The organism is Actinomadura sp. NPDC023710, assembly GCF_040639875.1.
In the GTDB taxonomy this organism is placed as follows: Bacteria; Actinomycetota; Actinomycetes; order Streptosporangiales; family Streptosporangiaceae; genus Spirillospora; species Spirillospora citrea.
Genome location: NZ_JBFAGB010000015.1, coordinates 81,340 through 101,005, shown reverse-complemented (window position 1 = coordinate 101,005; position 19,666 = coordinate 81,340). Strand labels below are relative to the sequence as shown.

Here is a 19,666-nt window from a genome sequence, read left to right as displayed (position 1 = left end):
CCCGGTCCGTGCCCGGCCGCGTGGAACCGGGGTGCGGACGGGATGCGGGTGGGTCGGCTGAGCCTGGATTGCGGGTACTTGGCAGTGTGGGTACTGGACGTGTCGCATGTGACGGTTTGTGTTCTTTTGTGGACGCCAAGTCTTCGAGGTTGGGCAAATCCTCGGGGCGTTCCCGCCCCGGGCGGCTATTGGTGCACTAGTCTTTGCGCCCTAGGCTCTTGGGAAGGTAGCTGTCTGCCTTCTGGCAGATCAGTGGAAGGTGTGGGGCATGCCGGACAGTCCGACTGTTCACCAGCGGCGCCTTCGGATCGAGCTGCGCAGGGCGCGCGAGGCCGCCGGGTTGACGCAGGAGCAGGCGGCGAAAGCCCTGGAATGGTCGCTTTCGAAGATCATTCGCATTGAGGGCGGAACGGTCAGGGTCGCCGTGAGCGACGTGCGCGTCATGCTCCAGCAGTACGCGGTGGCGTCGGAGCGGTTCGACGAGTTTCTCGGGCTGGCGCGGGCGGCACGTGAAACGGCCTGGTGGAACGCCTATCGCCGGGTGCTCAGCCCGCAGCTGGCGGAGCTGATCGGCTTCGAGTCGGCAGCGGGCGTCTGCCGGGAGTTCCAGCCTCTGATCATCCCGGGCCTGCTGCAGACCAGCGCCTATGCCGGCGAGATCCTTTCGAGCCTGCGCAGCGGGGACGCCCCCGAGCAGATCGCCGAACTGGTCGAGGTGCGCCTGCGCCGGCAGGAGATCTTCGAGGGCGACGCTCCTCCCCGGTTCTTCTTCGTCGTCGACGAGGCGGCCATCCGGCGGCTGGTCGGCGGCGCCGCCGTGATGCGCGCCCAGCTGTCGCACCTGCTCGACATGGCGAAGCGCCCCAATGTGACGATCGAGATCGTTCCATTCGGGAAGGGCGCCCATCCGGGGCTGAGCGGCCCGTTCAAGCTCATTGAGTTCCTCGAACCCGAAGATGACGACGTTCTCTACCTGGAAGGCGCGCAGGGGGAACTGATCGGCCGGGACTATCGCGAGGAAGTCGTCCGCTACCGCGAGAAGTTCGAGGTGCTGCGCCGCGACTCGCTCGGGCCGGAAGGTTCGGCGGTCCTGCTCAACACGGTCGCGGAATCACTGTGAATCGCGCCCGCGGTCACCGTTCGCGCGGGTGAGTAGTACTCCTATGGCCTGATCTTCGGCCAACACTTACACTCTGACCTTGACAGAGCACGACGCAGGACCGTGGTGCGCCTGGGATCGTGCGCCGAAGGGCATGGCCGAGCCAGAGGACGTTCACCCGAACGGAAGGTCGCCGTTCCGCAACCGGGTCGTCCTGCGGGAACTCCTCCACGGTTGTGCCCCGCAATTCTGGCGGCCGCGTCCGGCGGCAGGCGGTCGGAAGGGGCGGGTGTGGACGGGACGGAGGGCTCGCGGGTGATCTGGAGAAAGAGCAGTCGTAGCGGTGCGGGGGACTGCGTCGAGATCGCCTTTGACGGCGCCTGCGTTCTGATGCGCGATTCCAAGGACCGTCCCAGCGCCGTCCTGGCGCTCACGAAGGCGCAGTGGCTGCTCCTGCGGCGCTCGATCCGCAGGAGTCACGACGGTTCCCCGGACTGAGCGGCGTCACGCCGCGGACACCGGGAGCGCAAGCCGGTCCGGCGGCATGCGGTCGGCGTGGTGGATGTAACCGCTGTACGGCTTCTCCTTGACCGTTACTTCGAGCCGGAAGAACTCCGAGGGCTTCAGGGCGCAGAAGCCGCTTCCCACGACGTCCTTGTACAGGGTGTCGGACACCACCAGGGCGAGGTCGCGGTCCTGGTGCTCGCTGAGATGTTCGCGCAGCGGTGCCGCGTCCAGTAAGCGGGAGACCACGACGGGGGCGTCGCCGGCCGGGCCGAGCGGTCCCTCGATCACGGTGCCGTGGTGGAGGGCGAGCCGCATGCGCAGGCGGGTGGGCCTCTCCCTGTTGAGCTCGGCGAGCGCGCGTTCGAGGTCGGACGTGAAGGCGCCCACCACGTGGGGAATGTCGACGCCGGCGGGCATGACGACGAGTTCCCCGTCCCCGCCGGGCTGGCGGTACCAGCCGCCGGTGCGCAGCCCGGTCCGTCGCGCGCAGCCGTTGAGCAGCCTGCGGAGGTCCTTCTGAGCGGCGAGCTGCCGCTGCGCGTCCAGGTGACTGTACTTCTCCAGGTCCACGGCGAGGAGCAGGCGGTACACGAGCCCGCTACCACCGGTGGACCAGGGCCGTCGAAGCATCATCTGCCGTCCTCGAAGCCGCCGTCGGTTCGATTCTGCCCGATGCATCCTGCTATGTGCAGAGAAACATAGGTCGGTTAGCAACATGGCACTTCGCCGGTAGCTTACGCTACGGAGCGGCCGTCCACTTCTCAAACCTGTGACCTGCGAAGAAGGCTTCGCTCGTGGTGGGTCGTGATCTGGGGTGTGGCGTGAAGGAACCTTGCGCAACGCCACATGGCAGATTCATGCGGGGCCGTGAACGCCTCGGCTCAAGCACCCGCGCGCGGAGAGTCGACGAGGCGCCGGCTTGCGGCGGCTGGACGGGTGACCGTCACAGCGGAGTTCCAGGGCGTGGACGGAGCGCGCCTGGTCTTCGCCTTCGAGGCCCTCGACGACCTGGGCGCAGTCGTGGGAGACGGCCGCATCGAGCGGGCCGTCGTCGGGAGGGAGAGGTTCCTTTCGCGGTTCTCCAGGTGAGGGTCAGTACGGCAGGAGGCGGCCCGAAGGGGTCCGCAGGTCGGGTGGGCTCGGTTGACGTGGGGGCCTGGGGCGCTTGATGAGCTGCTGCCGTGCCATGGTGATCATCTCCCCCCGCCGGGCTGCCTTTAAAACCCGGGGATCGAGCCGTTTACCTCGTAAGACGCGGCCGGGCCGGACGAGGTTCGCTGAGCTTATGTCACCGACACTGCCTGTTCGACCGGTTTTCGGGGAGTAATGCTCCACGGTTCGCGTCCGGAGGACCGCGGAACGTGTCCGGGATCAGGAGACGATGTCGCGCGTCCGGAAGCGGCGGAAGGCCAGCGCGAACAGGACGGCGGCGTAGGAGACGGAGATGGCGGCGCCCTTGGCCATGCCCGCCCACTGGATCTCGGGCTGCAGGGCGTCCATCCAGGAGTACATCCAGTGCGTCGGGAGGAAGTCGCGCCAGGAGCCGAGCGCGGTGACGGCGTCCAGGATGTTGCTGACGATGACGAGCCCCACCGCGCCGCCGACCGCGCCGAGGGGGGAGTCCGTCGTCACCGAGAGCAGGAACGCCAGGGCGGCGACGACGAGCTGCGCGACGAGGGAGTAGCCGATGATGATCGCCATGCGGCCGAGCGCGGTGCTCACCGGGACGGTGCCGCCGGTCGGGAGCTCGACGTCGCCCCAGCCGAACCCGGCCGTCCCCGCGACGAGCGACATCAGCGGCAGGCTGACGACGGCGACGACCGCGTAGGAGAGGGCGACGATCAGTTTCTGGCGCAGCAGCCGGGCGCGCGGCACGGGCGCGGCGAGCAGGTAGCGCAGGGACGACCAGCCCGCCTCGCTCGCCACCGTGTCACCACAGAACAGGGCGACCGCGACCACCAGCAGGAAACCGGTCGAGACGAACAGGGCGAAGAGGGCGAAGTTCAGCGCGGACGACGTGGCGACGTCGACCAGGCTGGGGACGCCGTCCGGGCCCGGATCTCCGCCGATCTTGAACGCGCCGACCAGCACCCAGGGCAGGACGAGCAGGAACGCGAAGGCCACCAGCGTGCGGCGGCGCCGGAACTGCCGGACGGCCTCGACCCGCAGCGGGAGGGTGCGCCGGACGTGGTAGGCGGTCATGAGCCCTCCCCGATGATCTCCAGGAACGCGTCCTCCAGGCGGCGGCCGGACCCGGTGATCTCGGCGACCGGGCCGGCGGCGACGCGGCGGCCGCCCGCCATGACGACGGCGTGCGTGCAGGTCTGCTCGACCTCGGCGAGCAGGTGGCTGGAGACGATGACCGTCCGCCCGGCCGCCGCGTACCGGACGAGTACCTCCCGCATCTCGCGGATCTGGGGTGGGTCGAGGCCGTTGGTGGGCTCGTCCAGGACGAGGAGGTCCGGCAGCCCGAGCATGGCCTGCGCTATGGCGAGACGCTGTCGCATCCCCTGCGAGTACGTGCGGACGGCCCGGTCCAGTGCCGAACCCAGGTTGGCTATCTGCAGCGCCTCGTCCAAGTGGGCCTCGTCCAGGGGACGGCCGGTGGCGCGCCAGTAGAGGTCCAGGTTGTCGCGGCCCGAGAGGTGGGGCAGGAACCCGGGCCCCTCTACAAAGGAGCCAAGGCGGGACAGTACAGGTGCGCCCGGGTACACGCGGTGCCCGAAGATGCGGATCGAGCCGGAGTCTGGATGGATCAGGCCCATCAACATGCGCAGCGTCGTCGTCTTTCCTGCACCGTTCGGACCCAGGAGTCCCAGCACCTGGCCCTTCTCCACCCGGAACGACAGGCCGGAGACGGCGAGATGCCCGTTCTTGTACGCCTTCGTCAGCCCCGATATCTCCAGGGGCACGTCGCTGTCCGTTTCGACGTCGCGCCTACGGCGTCCAGGGAGAAGGATGGCGAGCGCCAATGCGACGGCGGCGACGGGCAGAGCCCACACCCAGACGGGCAGGGGCGCCGGCGCGGCCTTCAACGACGGGACGGACGGGACGGTCAGCGGCGACATCACCTGCACTTTGTAGGACGACGGCTCGGCAGGCGTCGCGAAGCCCATGTCGGTGGTGGCGACGACCAGCCGGAGCCGGTGCCCGCGGTCGAAGCGGTAGTCCATCGCCGGAAGCGTCACCGTGACCTCGCCGCCGGACACCCGGAACGGCGCTGCCAGTCGCCGCGCCGGAGCGGCGGCCCCGCCCGGCGAGACGTCGTAGAGCTTCGCGAACAGCGGCCCGTCCCCGCTGACCTTGAGCCGGACGGTCGGGGCGCCCGTCAGCCACAGCGGACGGTCCAGCGGATGGGTCTCGAACGTGGCGGTCTGCCCTGGCATGTCCGAAGGCAGCTGCCCGCCCAGGGAGCCTCCCAGCGACCCGCCCAGGGATCCGAGCGCCCCCAACCCCGGCAGAGCGGAGATCGACGCGGGTGATCCGCCCGCCGGATTGAAGATCGTCTGCTCGCGCCCGGTCAGCGGCTGGGCCGACGCACCACTGGAAAGCCCCGGATACCGCCCTGTCGACGCCTTGTCCACGACGACCGCCTGGGTGGAGGAGTCGAGGCCGCCCGCCCGTGTCACCGTGAACCCGTCCGAGGAAGGCTTCGACGACCGCATGAGCCGGGCGTCGAAGAAGTCGCGTACGAGCCCCTCGACCCGCGCGGTCTCCGGGTCGCCGCCGTCGTGCCCGCCCTGGAACCACACCACCGACACCGGCGCGCCGTTCCGCGCGATCGCCCGCGCGTTGGCGTCGGCCTGGTCGAGCGGGAACAGCGAGTCGGACTGCCCCTGGACGAGCAGCGTCGGCACCCTGATCCGGTCGGCGACGGATGCGGGGCTCGACCGCCGCAGCATCGCGATCGCCGATTCGGTGGGACGGCCCTTCTCCGCCACCTCCTGGTACATGTCGCACACGGACGGCAGGAAGCGCCCGCAGGCCGTTCGTTCCGCGCTGCCGGTGAAGAACAGCCCCGCCCACAGCTTCTTGAACACGCCGTCCGTCGGTTTCGCGCCGGAGGCGGCGTCGGGGAAGAGCGCGTCGGAGAGGCTGTTCCAGGTGATCTGCGGCGCGATGGCGTCCACCCGTCGGTCGTAGGCGGCGGTCATCAGCGCGATCGCGCCGCCGTAGGACTGGCCCGCCATCCCGACGCGGGGGTCGCCGGGGCCGTCGAGCCGGACCTCCGGCCGCCGCGCCAGCCAGTCGATCAGCTGCCGGGCGTCCTTCACCTCGTAGTCGGGCGAGTTGAGGGCGATCTCACCGGTCGAGCGCCCAAAACCCCGCGCCGACCAGGCCAGCACCGCGTACCCGGCGCGGGCGAGGTCGCGCGCCTCGCCGGCGACGTCCCGCTTGGTGCCGCCGAAGCCGTGCCCCAGCAGGACCGCCGGGCCCTTGGCCCGTCCGACCGGCTTGTAGAACGTCGTGTCGAGCGTGACGCGCTGGTCGTCCTTCGGCCCGTCGACGACGTTGACGCGCTGTTCGGAGGTCTGGACGCGGGCGTCGCCGTCGGCCGTCGCCCCCCAGGCAGCGGCCCCGCCCGCCAGTGCCACGGCGACCGCCGCCGACGCCCAGCGCGCGGGCCGTCCCGTCCTGTCCCACCGCGCCCTGAGCGCGCCCGCCCGCCCCATGACCAGAACCCTATGCGCGCCCCGCGCCCGCCCGCTCCGCCCCGAAGCCGATCTTGCCTGCTCCCACCGGGGTACGCGGCCCCCGGGAGCTACGTCTCGCGGTGGACGGGCGGGGCGAGGGCGGCGGTGAACATCGCGGTGAGGCGGTCGGTGAGATCGGCGGGGTCGGCGGCGCGCAGGTCGCCGAGGCCGACCAGGCGCCGCACCGGCCCGCCGCCCATGATGATCGTGGACGCGAGCAGCGCCCGCGCCCGCGCGTCGGGCCCCTCCAACTGCGCCACCATCGGCTGGACGATCACGTCCTCCAGGTAGCGGAGCAGGATCTCCTTGACCTCGGGGTGGCCCGCCGACCGGTCCAGTATCCGGGACATGGCGGTGACCGAGCGCTGGTCGACATGCCGGACGAAGTGCTCGGCGAGCCGGCGCGGCAGCCCCTCGGGGGCGCCCGCGATGACGCCGCGGATGACCGACTCCCCGGCCAGCACCTCGCCGAACAGCGCCGGCTTGGACCCGAAGTACCGGTGGACCAGCGCCGTGTTCGCCTCGGCGCGCGCGGCGATCATGCGGACGGTGACGCCGTCGTACCCGTGCTCCCCGAACAGGTCGCGGGCGGCGCCCAGGATGCGGCGCCGGGTGGCCTCCCGGTCGCGCTTGCGCCGCCGCGCGGCCGCGCCGCCGGCCTGTTCCTCGCCCCGCATTCCGCCAGCCCCCGGTCGCCGTTACAGTCAGTGTCCATTATGGCCTGAGTTGCAAGTAAACAAGCGTCTACATACAGTCTGTGCAAAGCACAGGTAATTCATCGGAGTTGTGGGGGCAGGGTGGCTCAAGCGAGCGTGGCGTCGCACGGCCCGGCGGCGCCAGAGCCAGCGAGACCGCAGTACACGCACCGTCAGATCCTGGAGATCCTCGCCGGCCTGATGATGGCGATGCTGACGTCGATGATCTCGACGTCGGTGGTCGCCACGGCGCTGCCGACGATCGTCGGGGACCTCGGCGGCCAGGAGAAGCTCTCCTGGGTCGCGAGCGCGTCGCTGCTGACCATGACCGCGTCCACGCCGCTGTGGGGCAAGCTGTCGGACATCGCCGGTCGCAAGCTCATGTTCCAGACCGCGCTGCTCATCTTCGTGGCGGCCTCGGTGGGCGCGGGGCTGTCGCAGAACATCGGCCAGCTCATCGCGGCCCGCGCGTTCCAGGGCCTCGGCGTCGGCGGCCTGTCGGCACTGGCCCAGGTCATCCTCGGGGACGTCGTCGAGCCCCGGCAGCGCGGCCGCTACGCCGGGTTCATGGGCGCGGTGTTCGGCGTCTCGACCGTCGCCGGGCCGCTGCTCGGCGGGTTCATCGTGGACGCCGACAGCCTCGGCTGGCGCTGGTGCTTCTACGTGTGCGTGCCGCTCGCGGTCGTCGCGTTCTTCGTCATCCAGAAGGTCCTCAAGCTCCCGAAGGTGCGCCGCGACACCCGCATCGACGTGTTCGGCGCGTTCACCATCACCGGCAGCGCCGCCGTGCTGATGCTGGTGCTGTCCATGGGCGGGACGGAGTTCGAGTGGAACTCCCAGTGGACCTACATCCTGCTCGGCGCCGCCGCCCTGCTGCTCGTGCTGGCGATCGTCGCCGAGCGCGTCGCGCGCGACCCGATCCTGCCGCCCCGGCTGTTCCGCAACCCCACGTTCCTGCTGACCTCGCTCGTCTCCGTCTGCGTCGGCATGGCGATGTTCGGCGTGATGATCTACATGCCGCAGTACCTGCAGATCGTCAAGGGGATGAGCCCGACGACGTCCGGCCTGATGACGCTGCCGCTGGTCGTCGGGATGCTCGTCACCTCCACCGGCTCCGGCCAGGTCGTCACCCGGACGGGCCGCTACAAGATCTTCCCGGTGGTCGGGCTGCTGTGCGTCGCCGGCGGGCTGTACCTGCTGTCGCTGCTGCACACCGACTCGCCCAAGGTCATCGTCGGCGCCGACCTGGCCGTCCTCGGCGTCGGAATGGGCCTCAGCCTGCAGATCCTCATCCTCGCCGCGCAGAACGCCGCCGCGCCCGCCGACCTCGCCTCGACGACGTCCGGCGTCTCGTTCTTCCGCAACCTCGGCGGCGCGATGGGCGTGGCCGCCTTCGGCGCGATCCTCACCAACCGGGTCGCGGACGAGATCACCAGCGGCTTCCGCTCGGCGGGCATTCCCGTGCCGGCCGGCGGCGGCGCGTCCGACCTCGGCTCGCCGGAGGAGATCAGCAAGCTTCCTCCGCAGGTCAGGAGCATCATCCAGGACGCCTTCACCGACTCCCTGGAGACCGTCTTCCTCGTCGGCATCCCCGTCGCCCTGGTCGGCTTCCTCGCGATGCTCGCGCTGAAGGAGCACCCGCTGCGCGGCTCGGCGCACCGCGGCAAGGACGCGCCGCCGCCCGAGGCGCCCCTGACCGACGTCCCCGCGGAGAGGGGCGTCGTGCGCCCGCCGTCGGCGGCGGTGCGGACGGGCGCGGCCGCCGCGGTCGGCGCCGGCCGGCACGCGCGCGGCAACGGCCACCTGGACGACGGCCGCTTCGCCCCCGCCGCCGCGCACCCGGGCCCGCCGGAGGCGCCCGCCCACGCGGCGGCGGCCCCGGCCGCCACGGAGCTGGCGGCCCAGGCGAAGCTCCTCGCCCAGCAGATCGAGCAGGACGCCAACGGCGGCGTCCCGGTGCGCGGCGTGGTGCGGACCCGCGACGGGGAGCCCGTCCCGTCCGCCGCCCTCACCCTCATCGGCGTCGACGGCCACCAGCTCGCCCGGGCGACCACGCGGGAGGACGGGCGGTACGCGCTGCCGACGCCGGGCCCCGGCAGCTACGTGCTGATCGCCGCCACCGGCGGGCACGAGCCGCAGGCCGCGACCCTCGTCGTCGGCGACCGGCCGATCGAGTTCGACCTGCTGCTGGCCGGCAGCGGCGGCCTCGCCGGAACGGTCCGCAGCGCCGACCGCGCCCCCATCGTGAACGCGATGGTCGTCATCACCGACGTGCGCGGCGACGTCGTCGGCACCGGCCGCAGCGACGCCGACGGCCGCTACACGTTCTCCGACCTCATGTCCGGCGCCTACACGCTCGCCGTCAGCGCCGCCGCGCACCGCCCGGTCGCGATGCCGGTGGAGGTGACGGGGAACGGCCAGACGCGGATGGACGTGGAGATGCCGCCCGGCGCCCGGATCCGCGGAACGGTCCGCAACGAGGCGGGCGAGCCGGTCGGCGAGGCGCGGGTCACGCTCGTCGACGCCGCCGGCAACGTCATCGCCATGGTCATCACCGGATCGGACGGCGAGTACGCCTTCACCGACCTCACCGGCGGCCAGTACACGATGATCGCGTCCGGATATCCTCCGGTCGCGACCGGTCTGTCGCTGTCCGGCGGCGGGCTGGACGATCACGACCTGAAGCTCGGCTACCCCGACGAGTGACCGACACGAGCGAGCCCGGGCCGCCGCAGGCGGCGGCCACGAGACACGGAACCTGGAGTGCGGGTCGTTGATGGACGCGAACCGAGGTCTGCGCGGAACGGTGCGGACGAAGGACGGCTGGGCGGTGCGGCACGCCATCGTCACGGTCATGAACCTGGCGGGCGACCAGGTCGCGCGCGAGCAGACCGGGGAGGACGGCGTGCTCGCCGCCGGCCCGCTGCCCGCCGGCACCTACACGGTGATCGTGACGGCCATGGGCTTCCATCCGGCCGCCGCCACGATGATCGTGTCCGGCGCGGGCACCGCCGACATCGGGAAGGTCGTGCTCGGCCGGGCGGGCGGCGCCGAGCTCCCGCCGCCCGGCATCTGGACGATCGACCCGGCGCACTCCAACATCGGCGCCGTCGCGCAGCACATCGGCCTGTCCAGCGTCCGCGGCCGGTTCGCCGCCTTCGAGGGACGCATCGAGATCACCGAGCCGGTGGAGAACTCCCGCGTGACCGCGCGCATCGAGGCGGCGTCCATCGAGACCGGCAACAAGATGCGCGATGACCACCTGCGCTCGGCCGACTTCCTGAACGCCGACGTCCACCCCGCCCTCACCTACGAGGGCCACGGCCTGACCAGCGTCGGACCCGACCGCTGGACGGTGCACGGCCACCTCACCCTCAACGGCATCACCCAGCCCGTCGACCTCGACATGACCTACCTCGGCACCGGCCCGGACCCGTGGGGCGGCACCCGCGCCGCCTTCCGTGCGACCGCCGAACTGCCCCGCAAGGACTTCGCCATCCGCTTCAACCAGATCGTGGAAGCGGGCATCTCCCTGGTAGGCGAGAGCCTGAAGGTCGAACTGGAGATCCAGGCCCTCCACGGAGAAGCGCTGCCGTAGGACGCCATCGCGGGTCCAAGCCGCGCTCTGACCTAAGCCACTACCGCGACCACGCGACAACTTCAACGGTCGCGATCGCGTCCGAAGGCAGATTCGAGCGAAGCAAGAATCTGATCGCGCAGCGAGCCCCAAGGCGAGTCGGAGCGATGCCAGCGATCGCCCGCGTTTCTCGACGATGGAGGGCCGCCAGGCCCGAAGGAGGAGAGAAACGCAATCAGCTCGCGCGGCCCTTGAGCTGGCGGACCAGGGCGTTCGCGGAGGTGCGGTCGGGGGAGCCGGTGACGACGACCTTTCCGTCGGTGATGGCCATGTCGACGCGCGGCAGCGTGACCAGGCGGTCGCGGACGACGAAGGCCAGGTCGCGGCCGACCGTCGCGCGGGTCAGCTCGGCGAACGCGCGGCGGTCCCCGGGCCGCAGCGTCACCGCCACGTCGTACCCGCCCGGCTTCACCCGCGACTTCTGCACGCGCAGGTCGGCGACCTTGTGGATCGCGATCCCCTGGGTGAGCCGGTAGCAGGTCAACCCGGTGGCGGCCTGTCCGGTGATGCCCTGCGTCCCGGCGGGGCACTGCCCCGGCAGCACCTGCGCGACCGGGTAGATGTGCAGCGGGGCGGCCAGCGTCACCGGGCGCGTCCGCATCGAGGACGCGATCATCCCGCCGGTCACCGCGACGGCCGCGATCAGCAGCCCCAGCGTGAGCACCATGACCAGCAGCGCCGACCGGTGCTGGTCGGCGGCCCTCGCGGGCGCGACCTCCCGGTACGCGCGGCCCTGCCGCCGCGCCGCCCGGCTCCGCTTCATCTCCGCGGCTTCCCGCTGCCGCTGCGCGGCCCGCGCCCGCCGCCTTTCGGCCTCCGTGCCCGGCGGTCGCGCGGCCGCGGGCAGAACGGCCGTCGTGGCCTGGGAGCGCCGGCCTCCGTCGCGCAGGCTCTCCTGACCCAACGCCTCGGCGGGGTCGCGGCCCGGCTCAGGCCCGGCCTTCAGGGGACGGGTGTCGCCGGGCGGGACGGTCTCGCCGGGCGGGACGGAGGCGGGAGTTCGAGGCCGCGTCGTCGGTTGGGGCCGCGTCGTCTCGGCGGCGTCTTCGGGGATGAGCGGGGAGGGCGGGGGCGGCCACGTCGAGCTCTTGGCCGGGGTCGCCGGTTCGGCGGACGAGGCGGGAGGCGCCGGGGCGGGTGCGGGTTCCTCGTCCCGTTGACGACCCCTGTTACGGCGCGGTATGACCCGCATCGTCACCTCCCGGTTCATGATCTCCTCAGTCTGTCAGGCGAGGACGCCGCCGCGCAGGACGTCCCGCCCGGAAGACCACCGCGGATCGCCGGACGGCCGGCACGTGAGGAAACGTGCCCCGTTCGGGGGCCTCCAAGCATGCGCAGGCCCGGCCCCCGGGTGACGCGGGGCCGGGCCTGCGGAGACGTCCGGGAGGACGCCGTCAGTCGATGCGCCAGGTGTCGCCGCTGCCGAGCAGGGCCGCGAGGTCGCCCTCGCCCTGGGCCTGGACGGCCTCGTCGAGCTGGGCCCGCATCAGCTCGTCGTAGGACGGGCGGTCGACGTCCCGGAAGATGCCGATCGGGGTGTGCTCGAACGCCGGCTGGTCCAGCCGCGAGAGAGCGAACGCCTGCGACGGGTCCGGGTTGTGGGCGTCGTGCACGGCGATCTCGGCCGGGTCCACGTCCGCGATGTTCACGACCTCGAACGACCCGGACGGGGCGCGGCGCAGCGCCTTGTCACGGTCCGCCCCGAACACGATGGGCTCGCCGTGCTCCAGCCGGACGGTGACGTCGTCGCGCACCGCAGGGTCCTTCAGCGGGTCGAACGCGCCGTCGTTGAAGATGTTGCAGTTCTGGTAGATCTCGACGAGCGCGGTGCCGCGGTGCTGCGCGGCGGCCCGCAGCACCGAATGCAGGTGCTTGCGGTCGGAGTCGATGGTGCGGGCGACGAACGTGCCCTCCGCGCCGATCGCGAGCGACAGCGGGTTGAAGGGGGCGTCGAGCGAGCCCATCGGCGTCGACTTGGTGATCTTGCCGAGCTCCGAGGTCGGCGAGTACTGGCCCTTCGTCAGCCCGTAGATCCGGTTGTTGAACAGCAGGATCTTGAGGTTGACGTTGCGGCGCAGCGCGTGGATCAGGTGGTTGCCGCCGATGGACAGCGAGTCGCCGTCCCCGGTCACCACCCACACCGACAGGTCGGGACGGGACGTGGCGAGGCCCGTCGCGATCGCGGGCGCGCGGCCGTGGATCGAGTGGAACCCGTAGGTGTTCATGTAGTACGGGAACCGCGACGAGCAGCCGATGCCGGAGACGAACGTGATGTTCTCGCGGCGCAGCCCGAGCTCGGGAAGGAACGACTGGACGGCCGCGAGGACCGCGTAGTCACCGCACCCGGGGCACCAGCGCACCTCCTGGTCGGTCTTGAAGTCCTTCATCGACTGCTTCCCGTCCGCCTTCGGGACGAGGGAGAGCAGGCTGCGGCCGTTCCCCGAGCCGTTGCCGTTGCCGTTGGCGGAACCGTTGCCGTTGGCCCCGTTGTCACTCACTGTCGATCACATCCTGGATGACGCCCTGGAGCTCTTCGGCCTTGAAGGGCAGGCCGCGGACCTGGTTGTAGCCGATCACGTCGATGAACAGCCGGCCGCGCAGCAGCAGCGCGAGCTGGCCGAGGTTGATCTCAGGGACGATCACCTTGTCGTAGGAGCGCAGCACCTCGGCCAGGTTCGCCGGGAACGGGTTGAGGTGCCGCAGGTGGGCCTGTGCGATGGGACGCCCGGACGCCCGGACGCGCCGGACGGCCGCGGAGATGGCCCCGAACGTCCCGCCCCAGCCCATCACCAGGACGCGGGCCGCGCCGGACGGGTCGTCCACGGCGAGCGGCTCGATGTCGCCCGCGATCCCGTCGACCTTGGCCTGGCGGAGCCGGACCATGCGGTCGTGGTTGGCGGGGTCGTAGGAGATGTTGCCGGTGACGTCGGCCTTCTCCAGCCCGCCGATCCGGTGCTCCAGCCCGGCGGTGCCGGGGACCGCCCACGGGCGGGCGAGGGTGGCCGGGTCGCGCTCGAACGGCTGGAACTCCTCCTGCGACGGCTCGGCGAAGTTCGGATCGATCTTCGGCAGCGTCGCCACGTCCGGCAGCCGCCACGGCTCGGAGCCGTTGGCGAGGTAGCCGTCCGAGAGCAGGATCACCGGTGTGCGGTACTTCACCGCGATCCGCGCCGCCTCGATCGTCGCGTCGAAGCAGTCCGACGGGGACTGCGGCGCGATCACCGGGACGGGCGCCTCGCCGTTGCGGCCGTACATGGCCTGCAGCAGGTCGGCCTGCTCGGTCTTGGTCGGCAGCCCGGTGGACGGGCCGGCCCGCTGCACGTCGATGACCAGCAGCGGAAGCTCGGTCGCGACGCCGAGGCCGATCGTCTCGCTCTTCAGCGCGATGCCGGGCCCCGACGTCGTGGTGACGCCGAGCGACCCGCCGAAGGAGGCGCCGAGCGCCGCGCCGACCGCGGCGATCTCGTCCTCGGCCTGGAAGGTGCGGACGCCGAACCGCTTGTGCTTGGAGATCTCGTGCAGGATGTCGGACGCCGGCGTGATCGGGTAGGAGCCGAGGAAGATCGGCAGCCCGCTCTGCACACCCGCCGCGACCAGCCCGTACGCCAGCGCCAGGTTCCCGGTGATGTTGCGGTAGAGCCCCGGCTCGTGCTCGGCCGGCTTGATCTCGTACTGCACCGAGAACGCCTCGGTGGTCTCGCCGTAGGACCAGCCCGCCTGGAAGGCCGCGATGTTGGCCTTCATGATCTCGGGCTTGCTGGCGAACTTGCGCTCCAGAAAGGCCAGTGTCCCCTCGGTGGGACGGTGGTACAGCCACGACAGCAGGCCGAGCGCGAACATGTTCTTCGCGCGCTCGGCGTCCTTCTTGGAGATGTCGAAGTCCTCGAGCGCCTTCACCGTCATCGAGGTCAGCGGCAGCGCGTGGACCCGGTACTCCGACAGCGAGTCGTCCTCGACGGGGCTGGCCGCGTAGCCGACCTTGGCGAGGTTGCGCTTGCTGAACTCGTCGGTGTTGACGATGAGGTCGGCGCCGTTCGGAAGATCCCCGACGTTCGCCTTGAGGGCGGCGGGGTTCATCGCGACCAGGACGTTGGGCGCGTCGCCCGGCGTCAGGATGTCGTGGTCGGCGAAGTGCAACTGGAAACTGGACACGCCGGGGAGGGTCCCGGCGGGGGCGCGGATTTCGGCCGGGAAGTTCGGCAACGTGGAAAGGTCGTTGCCGAACGCCGCGGTCTCCTGGGTGAAGCGGTCGCCGGTCAGCTGCATGCCGTCGCCGGAGTCTCCGGCGAAGCGGATGATGACGCGGTCGAGCTGCTGGACCTGTTTGGTCACAGAGGAAGACCTCCTCGACGCGCAGCATCCGTCCTGGGGGAGGCACCCAGGATCGTGATGCTACTTAGGCTTACCTTCATGGTATGTCCGGGACGGGATGGGTTGGCGGGGACGGGCCGCACACTGGGATGACCGCGCAGGAAGGACGCGCGTTCCTCGTCCGGTGCCGTTGGCCGCGCGTCATGGAGGCGAGCGACGGGCGGCGAACGCACCGCAGGTCCTATCGGGCGATACGACCTGGACGGGTCCCCGGGTTCATCCCGAACACAGGCAGCTGCGCTGGCGGCACAGGTCGACGTGCAGACGCCGGACCAGCAGCGCGGGACTCGTCGAGGAGCATCCGCTCCCCAGAGGTGTGGAGTTCACGACCCGAAGTGTAGACAGCCGGAATCCCGTTCGACCGCACCGCCCCTGAACGTGGGGTTCACGGTGCCCCTGGTGTCTGTGATGTGGCGATTTCTGGCCGCTCGGAGTGCTTGACCGACGGCTCGCCCGACACCGTCGGACCCGGCGTGCCCGGAGCCGCCTTCGTCACCGCCTCGCGCTCGCGGTCGACGCGGGCGAGGAGTTTCGGCACGTCGGCGACGTCGACGGCCTCGCCGACCACGCGCGCCTTCGCCTCGTAGGGGTAGGAGCCGGGGTTGTCGAGGGCGGCGCGCATCCAGTGCCGCCACAGTTTGCTCGTCACGGTGCAACGCAGGACGAGCGACCGGTTGGCCGGGACCGGTCCGGACCCCGTGCACATCCCGAGCGGCCTTCCCCTGGACGAGATCGCCGCCCGCAGCGCCGCGCGCGCGCCGTCCGGCACCGCCGCGGGTTCGGTGAGCGTGGCGGGCATGTTCACCGTGCAGCCGCTGGTGTTCTGGTCGCAGTTGCTGAACGCCAGCGTCCCCGGCGTGAAGCGCAGGCCGGGATCGGCCGCGCCGCCGAGCCGGGCCACCCGCGGACGCAGCTCGGCGAGCAGCGTCGCCGGGGCCGCCACGGGCGCGACGGTGAAGCGCTGCGCCGCCTGCCCGTCCGGCCGCACCGCCAGCAGCCGGTACGGGGCCTCCGCCGTGAGCACGTACTCCGCGCCGGACGCCTTGACCTTGAAGGCGCGGACGCCGTTCACGCTCTCCGTGGGCGGTTTCGCCGGGGCCTTCTTCAGCGACCTGGCGATCGCCTTGGGGCCGAGGACGTCCGGGACGTCGAAACCGGGCACCGACGCGGGCGCCTTGGACCAGCGTCCCGCGTAGTACTCCGGGTGCGCGACGCCGCTCGCGTAGGTCTGCCAGAACGCCGTCCCGGCCTTGATGTAGGTGTCGCCGCCGATCGCGACGACCTCCGCCGTCAGCACGCCCGCGGTGAGCGTGCCGCTCGCCGCCCCCGCCGGTGTCACGCGCAGCCGCGCCTGGACGGGCCGGCCGCTGATCGTCAGGGTGCCGTCGTAGCGCAGCCCCGTCCCGGAGCTGAGGGCCTGGCCGGCCGCGACCGTCCACGCGGGAGGCGGAGCCGCCACGGTCGCCTTCGGCTTCTTCTTCGGGGACTCCCCGCCCCCGGTGAGCGCCACGGCCGCCACCGCTCCGACCACGACCACGACGGCCGCCGCGCCGGCGACGACCACCACGCGCCGGCCCCGCGGCCCGCGCGGCCGTCCCGGCGGGACGGGGCCACTCGGCGAGAACGCCGTGCCCGGTTCGCCGGGAGGGCCCGCCAGAGGCGGGAAGTCAGCGCCGGGCGAAGCGGCGGAGGCCGGCCCCGGGGGGACGAAGGAGGGCGTACCGCGCGGGTCGGTGGGGGTCGCACCCGGATCCGACCCGGGGGGAGCCGTGCCGGCCGCGTCCGGACCGGCGGGGGAGCCCGCGCCGGGCGGGGCTTGGCCGCCGGCGACGCGTACGTCCCCGGGGTGGGGGCCCTGCGGGCCGGGGGCGCCCTGGTTCGGGCGGCCGTCCGGGCGGGGGGCGGCGCCCCCGGAATCGTCCGGGGACGGGGGTCGGGAAGAGGCCGTCGGTGACGGCTCGTCCTGTTCAGCGCTCACTCGGGGCTCACTCTGCTCACTTCCGGGGCCAGGTACCGGCCCGACCGTCAGACACAAAGCAAGGGATCATGGAGGCGTCCCCCGGTGGGTGCCGACGGGCTCGGGAACGTTCCGGGGGGAAGGGCGGCCGCCGGGCCCTGGAGGGGCCGTCCACCAAGAGCATAAGGGTGCCCGGCGGCGCGTCCTCCCGGAAGGGGAGGAGCGCCGCCGGGCACCCCTGCGGTCGAGGATCAGCGCGCGAGGCGCCTCACCTGCGGCGTCATTCGCTGTCGAGACCGTTCTGCAGACCGGACACCTCTTCGGAGGTGGCGCCGATCACCTTGTACTCCGCGTGCTTGTAGAAGGTGCCGCCGGTCGCCTTCGCCCAGCTCGTCCACGCGCTGCTGACGACCCGGCAGCTCGTCCACTGGGAGAGGCTGCTGGTGATCGTGACGTGGGCGGTGCAGTTGCCGAGGTCGCGGCCGGTCAGCGTGCCGGCGGTGAGCCGGAACCGCACGTCGATCGTGACGGGCTTCTCCACGTCGTACGGCGGCCGGATCTTGGCCTCGACCGTGCAGCCGGAGTTGCCGTTGCAGCCGCCCCTCTTCCACTCGTCGACCGTCGGCTTCGACGAGGCGTTGAAGGAGTCCTTCAGCTCGCCCATGCTGGTGCGCATGTCCGAGATCAGGGACGAGGCGTCGCTGGAGTCCTTCGGGGTGACGTCGAGCGCGACACGCGGCGTGGTGGCCTCGTAGCGCAGCAGCTCTGCGTCGTCCTCGTCGGTGATGTAGAGCGTGGAGGAGAAGGTGCTGAACTTGAGCGCCTTCTTGCCCATCCAGGTCGTCTCGATCGGCTTGACGCGCGACAGCCGGGCCGAGCGGATCTTGCTCGCCAGCGCCGTCGGCGACAGCTGCTCCTTGAAGTCGAGGTCGAGCTCGTCCGCGCCCAGCCGGCCCCACTGATCACCCGAGGTGAGGTAGTAGGGGGTGTCGGTGGAGGAGATCTGCCGCGTCCAGTAGCTCCGGTCGCCCTTCACGAACAGCTTGCCGTCGGCCGACAGCACGGTGACCTGGTCGCTGTTCCAGGTGACGGGCCCCATCGCGCGGCCGCCCTTGGTGACGTTCAGCTCGCCGCGCAGCGTCTCGCTGCCGCCGAACGTGCCCTTCAGCGAGACCGCGCGGGCGGCGTCCATGTTGGTCGCGGCCGCGGTCAGCTTCTCTTCGGGGGACTTGCCGCTGCCCTTGGCCACCACGAACACCACGACCGCGATGATCACAAGGAGGACGACGCCGCCGCCGACGAGGCCGATCACCAGGCCGCCGCCACCGCCGCGCCTCGGCGGCGGCATCGGCGGGCCCATCGGGGCGCCGGGGGGCGGGGGGAAGAAGGGGGGCGGTGTTCCGGGACCTCCGAAGCCGCCGGGCGGGGGCGGCCCGCCCGGACCGCCGGGTCCGCCGGGACCGGGCCCGCCCGGGCCCGCTGGCGGCGGCGGAGGCGGCCAGGAGGCCCCACCCGGGGATTCCCAGCCCGGGGGAGGCGGGGGGTTGCTCATCCGGTCACGTCCTTCCAGGTCAAAACCGACCCATGCGAATCTAGTGTGCAGCAAGAGCATGACACTGTGATCCTCCAGGGGGGAGGTACGAAGTCACACTCCTCGATGCTGCTTCGCGAGATACTGGATGTGACGCACGCGAGGAGGATCTGGTGCATAACTATTTCGACACATATGTCGTCCTGGCCGTCTTGCTCCTCGCGGGCGCCGCTCTCGTGGGGGGAGCGCTGGCGGCGAACCGGCTGCTGCGGCCTCATCGTCCCACGGTCGAGAAGTTGACGACGTACGAGTGCGGCGTCGACCCGGTCGGCGAGGGCTGGGCCCACTCCTACGTGCGCTACTACGTCTTCGCGTACCTCTACGTGGTGTTCGCGGTGGACGCGGTGTTCCTCTTCCCCTGGGCGACCGTCTTCTCCGCCCCGGGCTACGGGGCCACGACGCTCGGCGAGATGTTCGTCTTCCTGGCGTTCCTGGCCGCGGGGCTCGCGTACGCGGGCAAGAAGGGCGTCCTGTCCTGGGTCTGACGCCCCGAGCGCTGTAACAATGGCGTCGTGGGCACCATCGATCTTCCCCCGCCGAGCGTCGGGCCGCTGTCGCGGCTCGCGCCCAAGCCGATCAGGTTCGTGCTCAACTGGGGCCGCCGCTACTCACTCTGGGTCTTCAACTTCGGCCTGGCCTGCTGCGCCATCGAGTTCATCGCGACGTCGATGAGCAGGCACGACTTCATCCGGCTCGGCGTCATCCCGTTCGCGCCCGGTCCGCGGCAGGCCGACCTGATGGTCGTCTCGGGCACCGTCAGCGACAAGATGGCCCCCGCGGTGCGCCGCCTCTACGAGCAGATGCCCGAACCCAAGTACGTCATCTCCTTCGGCGCCTGCTCCAACTGCGGCGGCCCGTACTGGGACTCCTACTGCGTGACCAAGGGCGTCGACCAGATCATCCCGGTCGACGTCTACGTGCCCGGCTGCCCGCCCCGCCCGGAGGCGCTGCTGCAGGGCATCGTCCACCTCCAGGAGAAGATCGCGGCCGAGTCGCTCGGCGACCGCTACGGCGGGGCCGGCGACGGCGGGGAGCCCGTCGCCCCGCCGCCGGCGCCGCGGCCGATCCCGGCCACCGTCCTGCGCCGCCCGCTCCAGCCGCCGCCTCCGCCCGAC

General features: G+C 71.5%; 15 protein-coding genes and 1 pseudogene. 7 read left to right on the top strand and 9 right to left on the bottom strand.

Going from position 1 to position 19,666, the window contains the following annotated elements:
• Positions 1–268: 268 nt before the first annotated feature.
• Positions 269–1,120, top strand: a complete 852-nt coding sequence (locus tag AB0H37_RS19245; RefSeq protein ID WP_329085037.1) for a helix-turn-helix transcriptional regulator — start codon at positions 269–271, stop codon at positions 1,118–1,120.
• Positions 1,121–1,222: 102 nt separating this feature from the next.
• Positions 1,223–1,597, top strand: a complete 375-nt coding sequence (locus AB0H37_RS19240) for a DUF397 domain-containing protein (protein WP_360614093.1) — start codon at positions 1,223–1,225, stop codon at positions 1,595–1,597.
• 6 nt (positions 1,598–1,603) lie between these two features.
• Here AB0H37_RS19240 and AB0H37_RS19235 read toward each other — a convergent pair whose 3' ends face one another.
• Positions 1,604–2,239 carry a hypothetical protein gene (locus AB0H37_RS19235; protein WP_329085039.1) on the bottom strand — a complete coding sequence of 212 codons (636 nt, stop codon included), beginning with the start codon at positions 2,237–2,239 and terminating at the stop codon, positions 1,604–1,606.
• 303 nt (positions 2,240–2,542) lie between these two features.
• Here AB0H37_RS19235 and AB0H37_RS19230 point away from each other — a divergent pair, with 303 nt between their 5' ends.
• A complete protein-coding gene (locus tag AB0H37_RS19230; RefSeq protein ID WP_360614091.1) occupies positions 2,543–2,695 on the top strand; it encodes a hypothetical protein in 153 nt (50 codons plus the stop codon).
• Positions 2,696–2,977: 282 nt separating this feature from the next.
• Here the strand turns inward: AB0H37_RS19230 and AB0H37_RS19225 are convergent, their stop codons facing one another.
• The 3 genes from AB0H37_RS19225 to AB0H37_RS19215 form a co-directional block, all read right to left on the bottom strand.
• The gene (locus AB0H37_RS19225) at positions 2,978–3,808 is read right to left on the bottom strand and encodes an ABC transporter permease subunit (protein WP_179837764.1); all 831 of its coding nucleotides are present in this window, start codon (positions 3,806–3,808) and stop codon (positions 2,978–2,980) included.
• The gene (locus AB0H37_RS19220; RefSeq protein ID WP_360614089.1) at positions 3,805–6,279 is read right to left on the bottom strand and encodes an alpha/beta fold hydrolase; all 2,475 of its coding nucleotides are present in this window, start codon (positions 6,277–6,279) and stop codon (positions 3,805–3,807) included. The genes AB0H37_RS19225 and AB0H37_RS19220 overlap by 4 nt, the downstream gene beginning before the upstream one ends.
• 89 nt (positions 6,280–6,368) lie before the next feature.
• Entirely contained in the window at positions 6,369–6,977 is a 609-nt protein-coding gene (locus AB0H37_RS19215; protein ID WP_179837762.1) for a TetR/AcrR family transcriptional regulator, read from the bottom strand.
• A 120-nt stretch (positions 6,978–7,097) separates the two neighbouring features.
• On the opposite strand from AB0H37_RS19215, the gene AB0H37_RS19210 reads away from it, so the two are divergent.
• Entirely contained in the window at positions 7,098–9,701 is a 2,604-nt protein-coding gene (locus tag AB0H37_RS19210) for an MFS transporter (RefSeq protein ID WP_360614087.1), read from the top strand.
• Positions 9,702–9,771: 70 nt separating this feature from the next.
• On the top strand, positions 9,772–10,593 hold the full coding sequence (locus AB0H37_RS19205; protein ID WP_329085051.1) for a YceI family protein: 822 nt from the start codon (positions 9,772–9,774) through the stop codon (positions 10,591–10,593).
• A gap of 214 nt (positions 10,594–10,807) precedes the next feature.
• Here AB0H37_RS19205 and AB0H37_RS19200 read toward each other — a convergent pair whose 3' ends face one another.
• The 5 genes from AB0H37_RS19200 to AB0H37_RS19180 form a co-directional block, all read right to left on the bottom strand.
• Positions 10,808–11,842 (bottom strand): hypothetical protein, encoded by a 1,035-nt coding sequence (locus AB0H37_RS19200; protein ID WP_360614085.1) that lies wholly within the window; start codon positions 11,840–11,842, stop codon positions 10,808–10,810.
• A 184-nt stretch (positions 11,843–12,026) separates the two neighbouring features.
• Positions 12,027–13,130, bottom strand: a complete 1,104-nt coding sequence (locus AB0H37_RS19195; protein WP_329085055.1) for a 2-oxoacid:ferredoxin oxidoreductase subunit beta — start codon at positions 13,128–13,130, stop codon at positions 12,027–12,029.
• Complete coding sequence (locus tag AB0H37_RS19190) at positions 13,123–14,964, bottom strand: 2-oxoacid:acceptor oxidoreductase subunit alpha (protein WP_179837759.1); 1,842 nt, start codon at positions 14,962–14,964, stop codon at positions 13,123–13,125. Before AB0H37_RS19190 ends, AB0H37_RS19195 begins: the two co-directional genes overlap by 8 nt.
• Positions 14,965–15,388: 424 nt before the next feature.
• Complete coding sequence (locus AB0H37_RS19185; protein ID WP_360614082.1) at positions 15,389–16,570, bottom strand: hypothetical protein; 1,182 nt, start codon at positions 16,568–16,570, stop codon at positions 15,389–15,391.
• 670 nt (positions 16,571–17,240) lie between these two features.
• Entirely contained in the window at positions 17,241–18,308 is a 1,068-nt protein-coding gene (locus AB0H37_RS19180) for a hypothetical protein (protein WP_229810609.1), read from the bottom strand.
• Between the two features lie 356 nt (positions 18,309–18,664).
• Here AB0H37_RS19180 and AB0H37_RS19175 point away from each other — a divergent pair, with 356 nt between their 5' ends.
• Positions 18,665–19,036 carry an NADH-quinone oxidoreductase subunit A gene (locus AB0H37_RS19175; RefSeq protein ID WP_329085062.1) on the top strand — a complete coding sequence of 124 codons (372 nt, stop codon included), beginning with the start codon at positions 18,665–18,667 and terminating at the stop codon, positions 19,034–19,036.
• A 66-nt stretch (positions 19,037–19,102) separates the two neighbouring features.
• Positions 19,103–19,546 (top strand): annotated as a pseudogene (locus AB0H37_RS19170) (NADH-quinone oxidoreductase subunit B family protein); the annotation flags it as partial.
• Positions 19,547–19,666: the final 120 nt, after the last annotated feature.

Excerpts from the sequence above, each read along its gene's own strand:
- AB0H37_RS19245 (WP_329085037.1), top strand. The coding sequence starts at position 269 with ATGCCGGACAGTCCGACTGTTCACCAGCGGCGCCTTCGGATCGAGCTG.
- AB0H37_RS19225 (WP_179837764.1), bottom strand. The coding sequence starts at position 3,808 with ATGACCGCCTACCACGTCCGGCGCACCCTCCCGCTGCGGGTCGAGGCC.
- AB0H37_RS19205 (WP_329085051.1), top strand. The coding sequence starts at position 9,772 with ATGGACGCGAACCGAGGTCTGCGCGGAACGGTGCGGACGAAGGACGGC.
- AB0H37_RS19215 (WP_179837762.1), bottom strand. The coding sequence starts at position 6,977 with ATGCGGGGCGAGGAACAGGCCGGCGGCGCGGCCGCGCGGCGGCGCAAG.
- AB0H37_RS19235 (WP_329085039.1), bottom strand. The coding sequence starts at position 2,239 with ATGATGCTTCGACGGCCCTGGTCCACCGGTGGTAGCGGGCTCGTGTAC.
- AB0H37_RS19220 (WP_360614089.1), bottom strand. The coding sequence starts at position 6,279 with ATGGGGCGGGCGGGCGCGCTCAGGGCGCGGTGGGACAGGACGGGACGG.
- AB0H37_RS19180 (WP_229810609.1), bottom strand. The coding sequence starts at position 18,308 with ATGCCGCCGCCGAGGCGCGGCGGTGGCGGCGGCCTGGTGATCGGCCTC.
- AB0H37_RS19200 (WP_360614085.1), bottom strand. The coding sequence starts at position 11,842 with ATGAACCGGGAGGTGACGATGCGGGTCATACCGCGCCGTAACAGGGGT.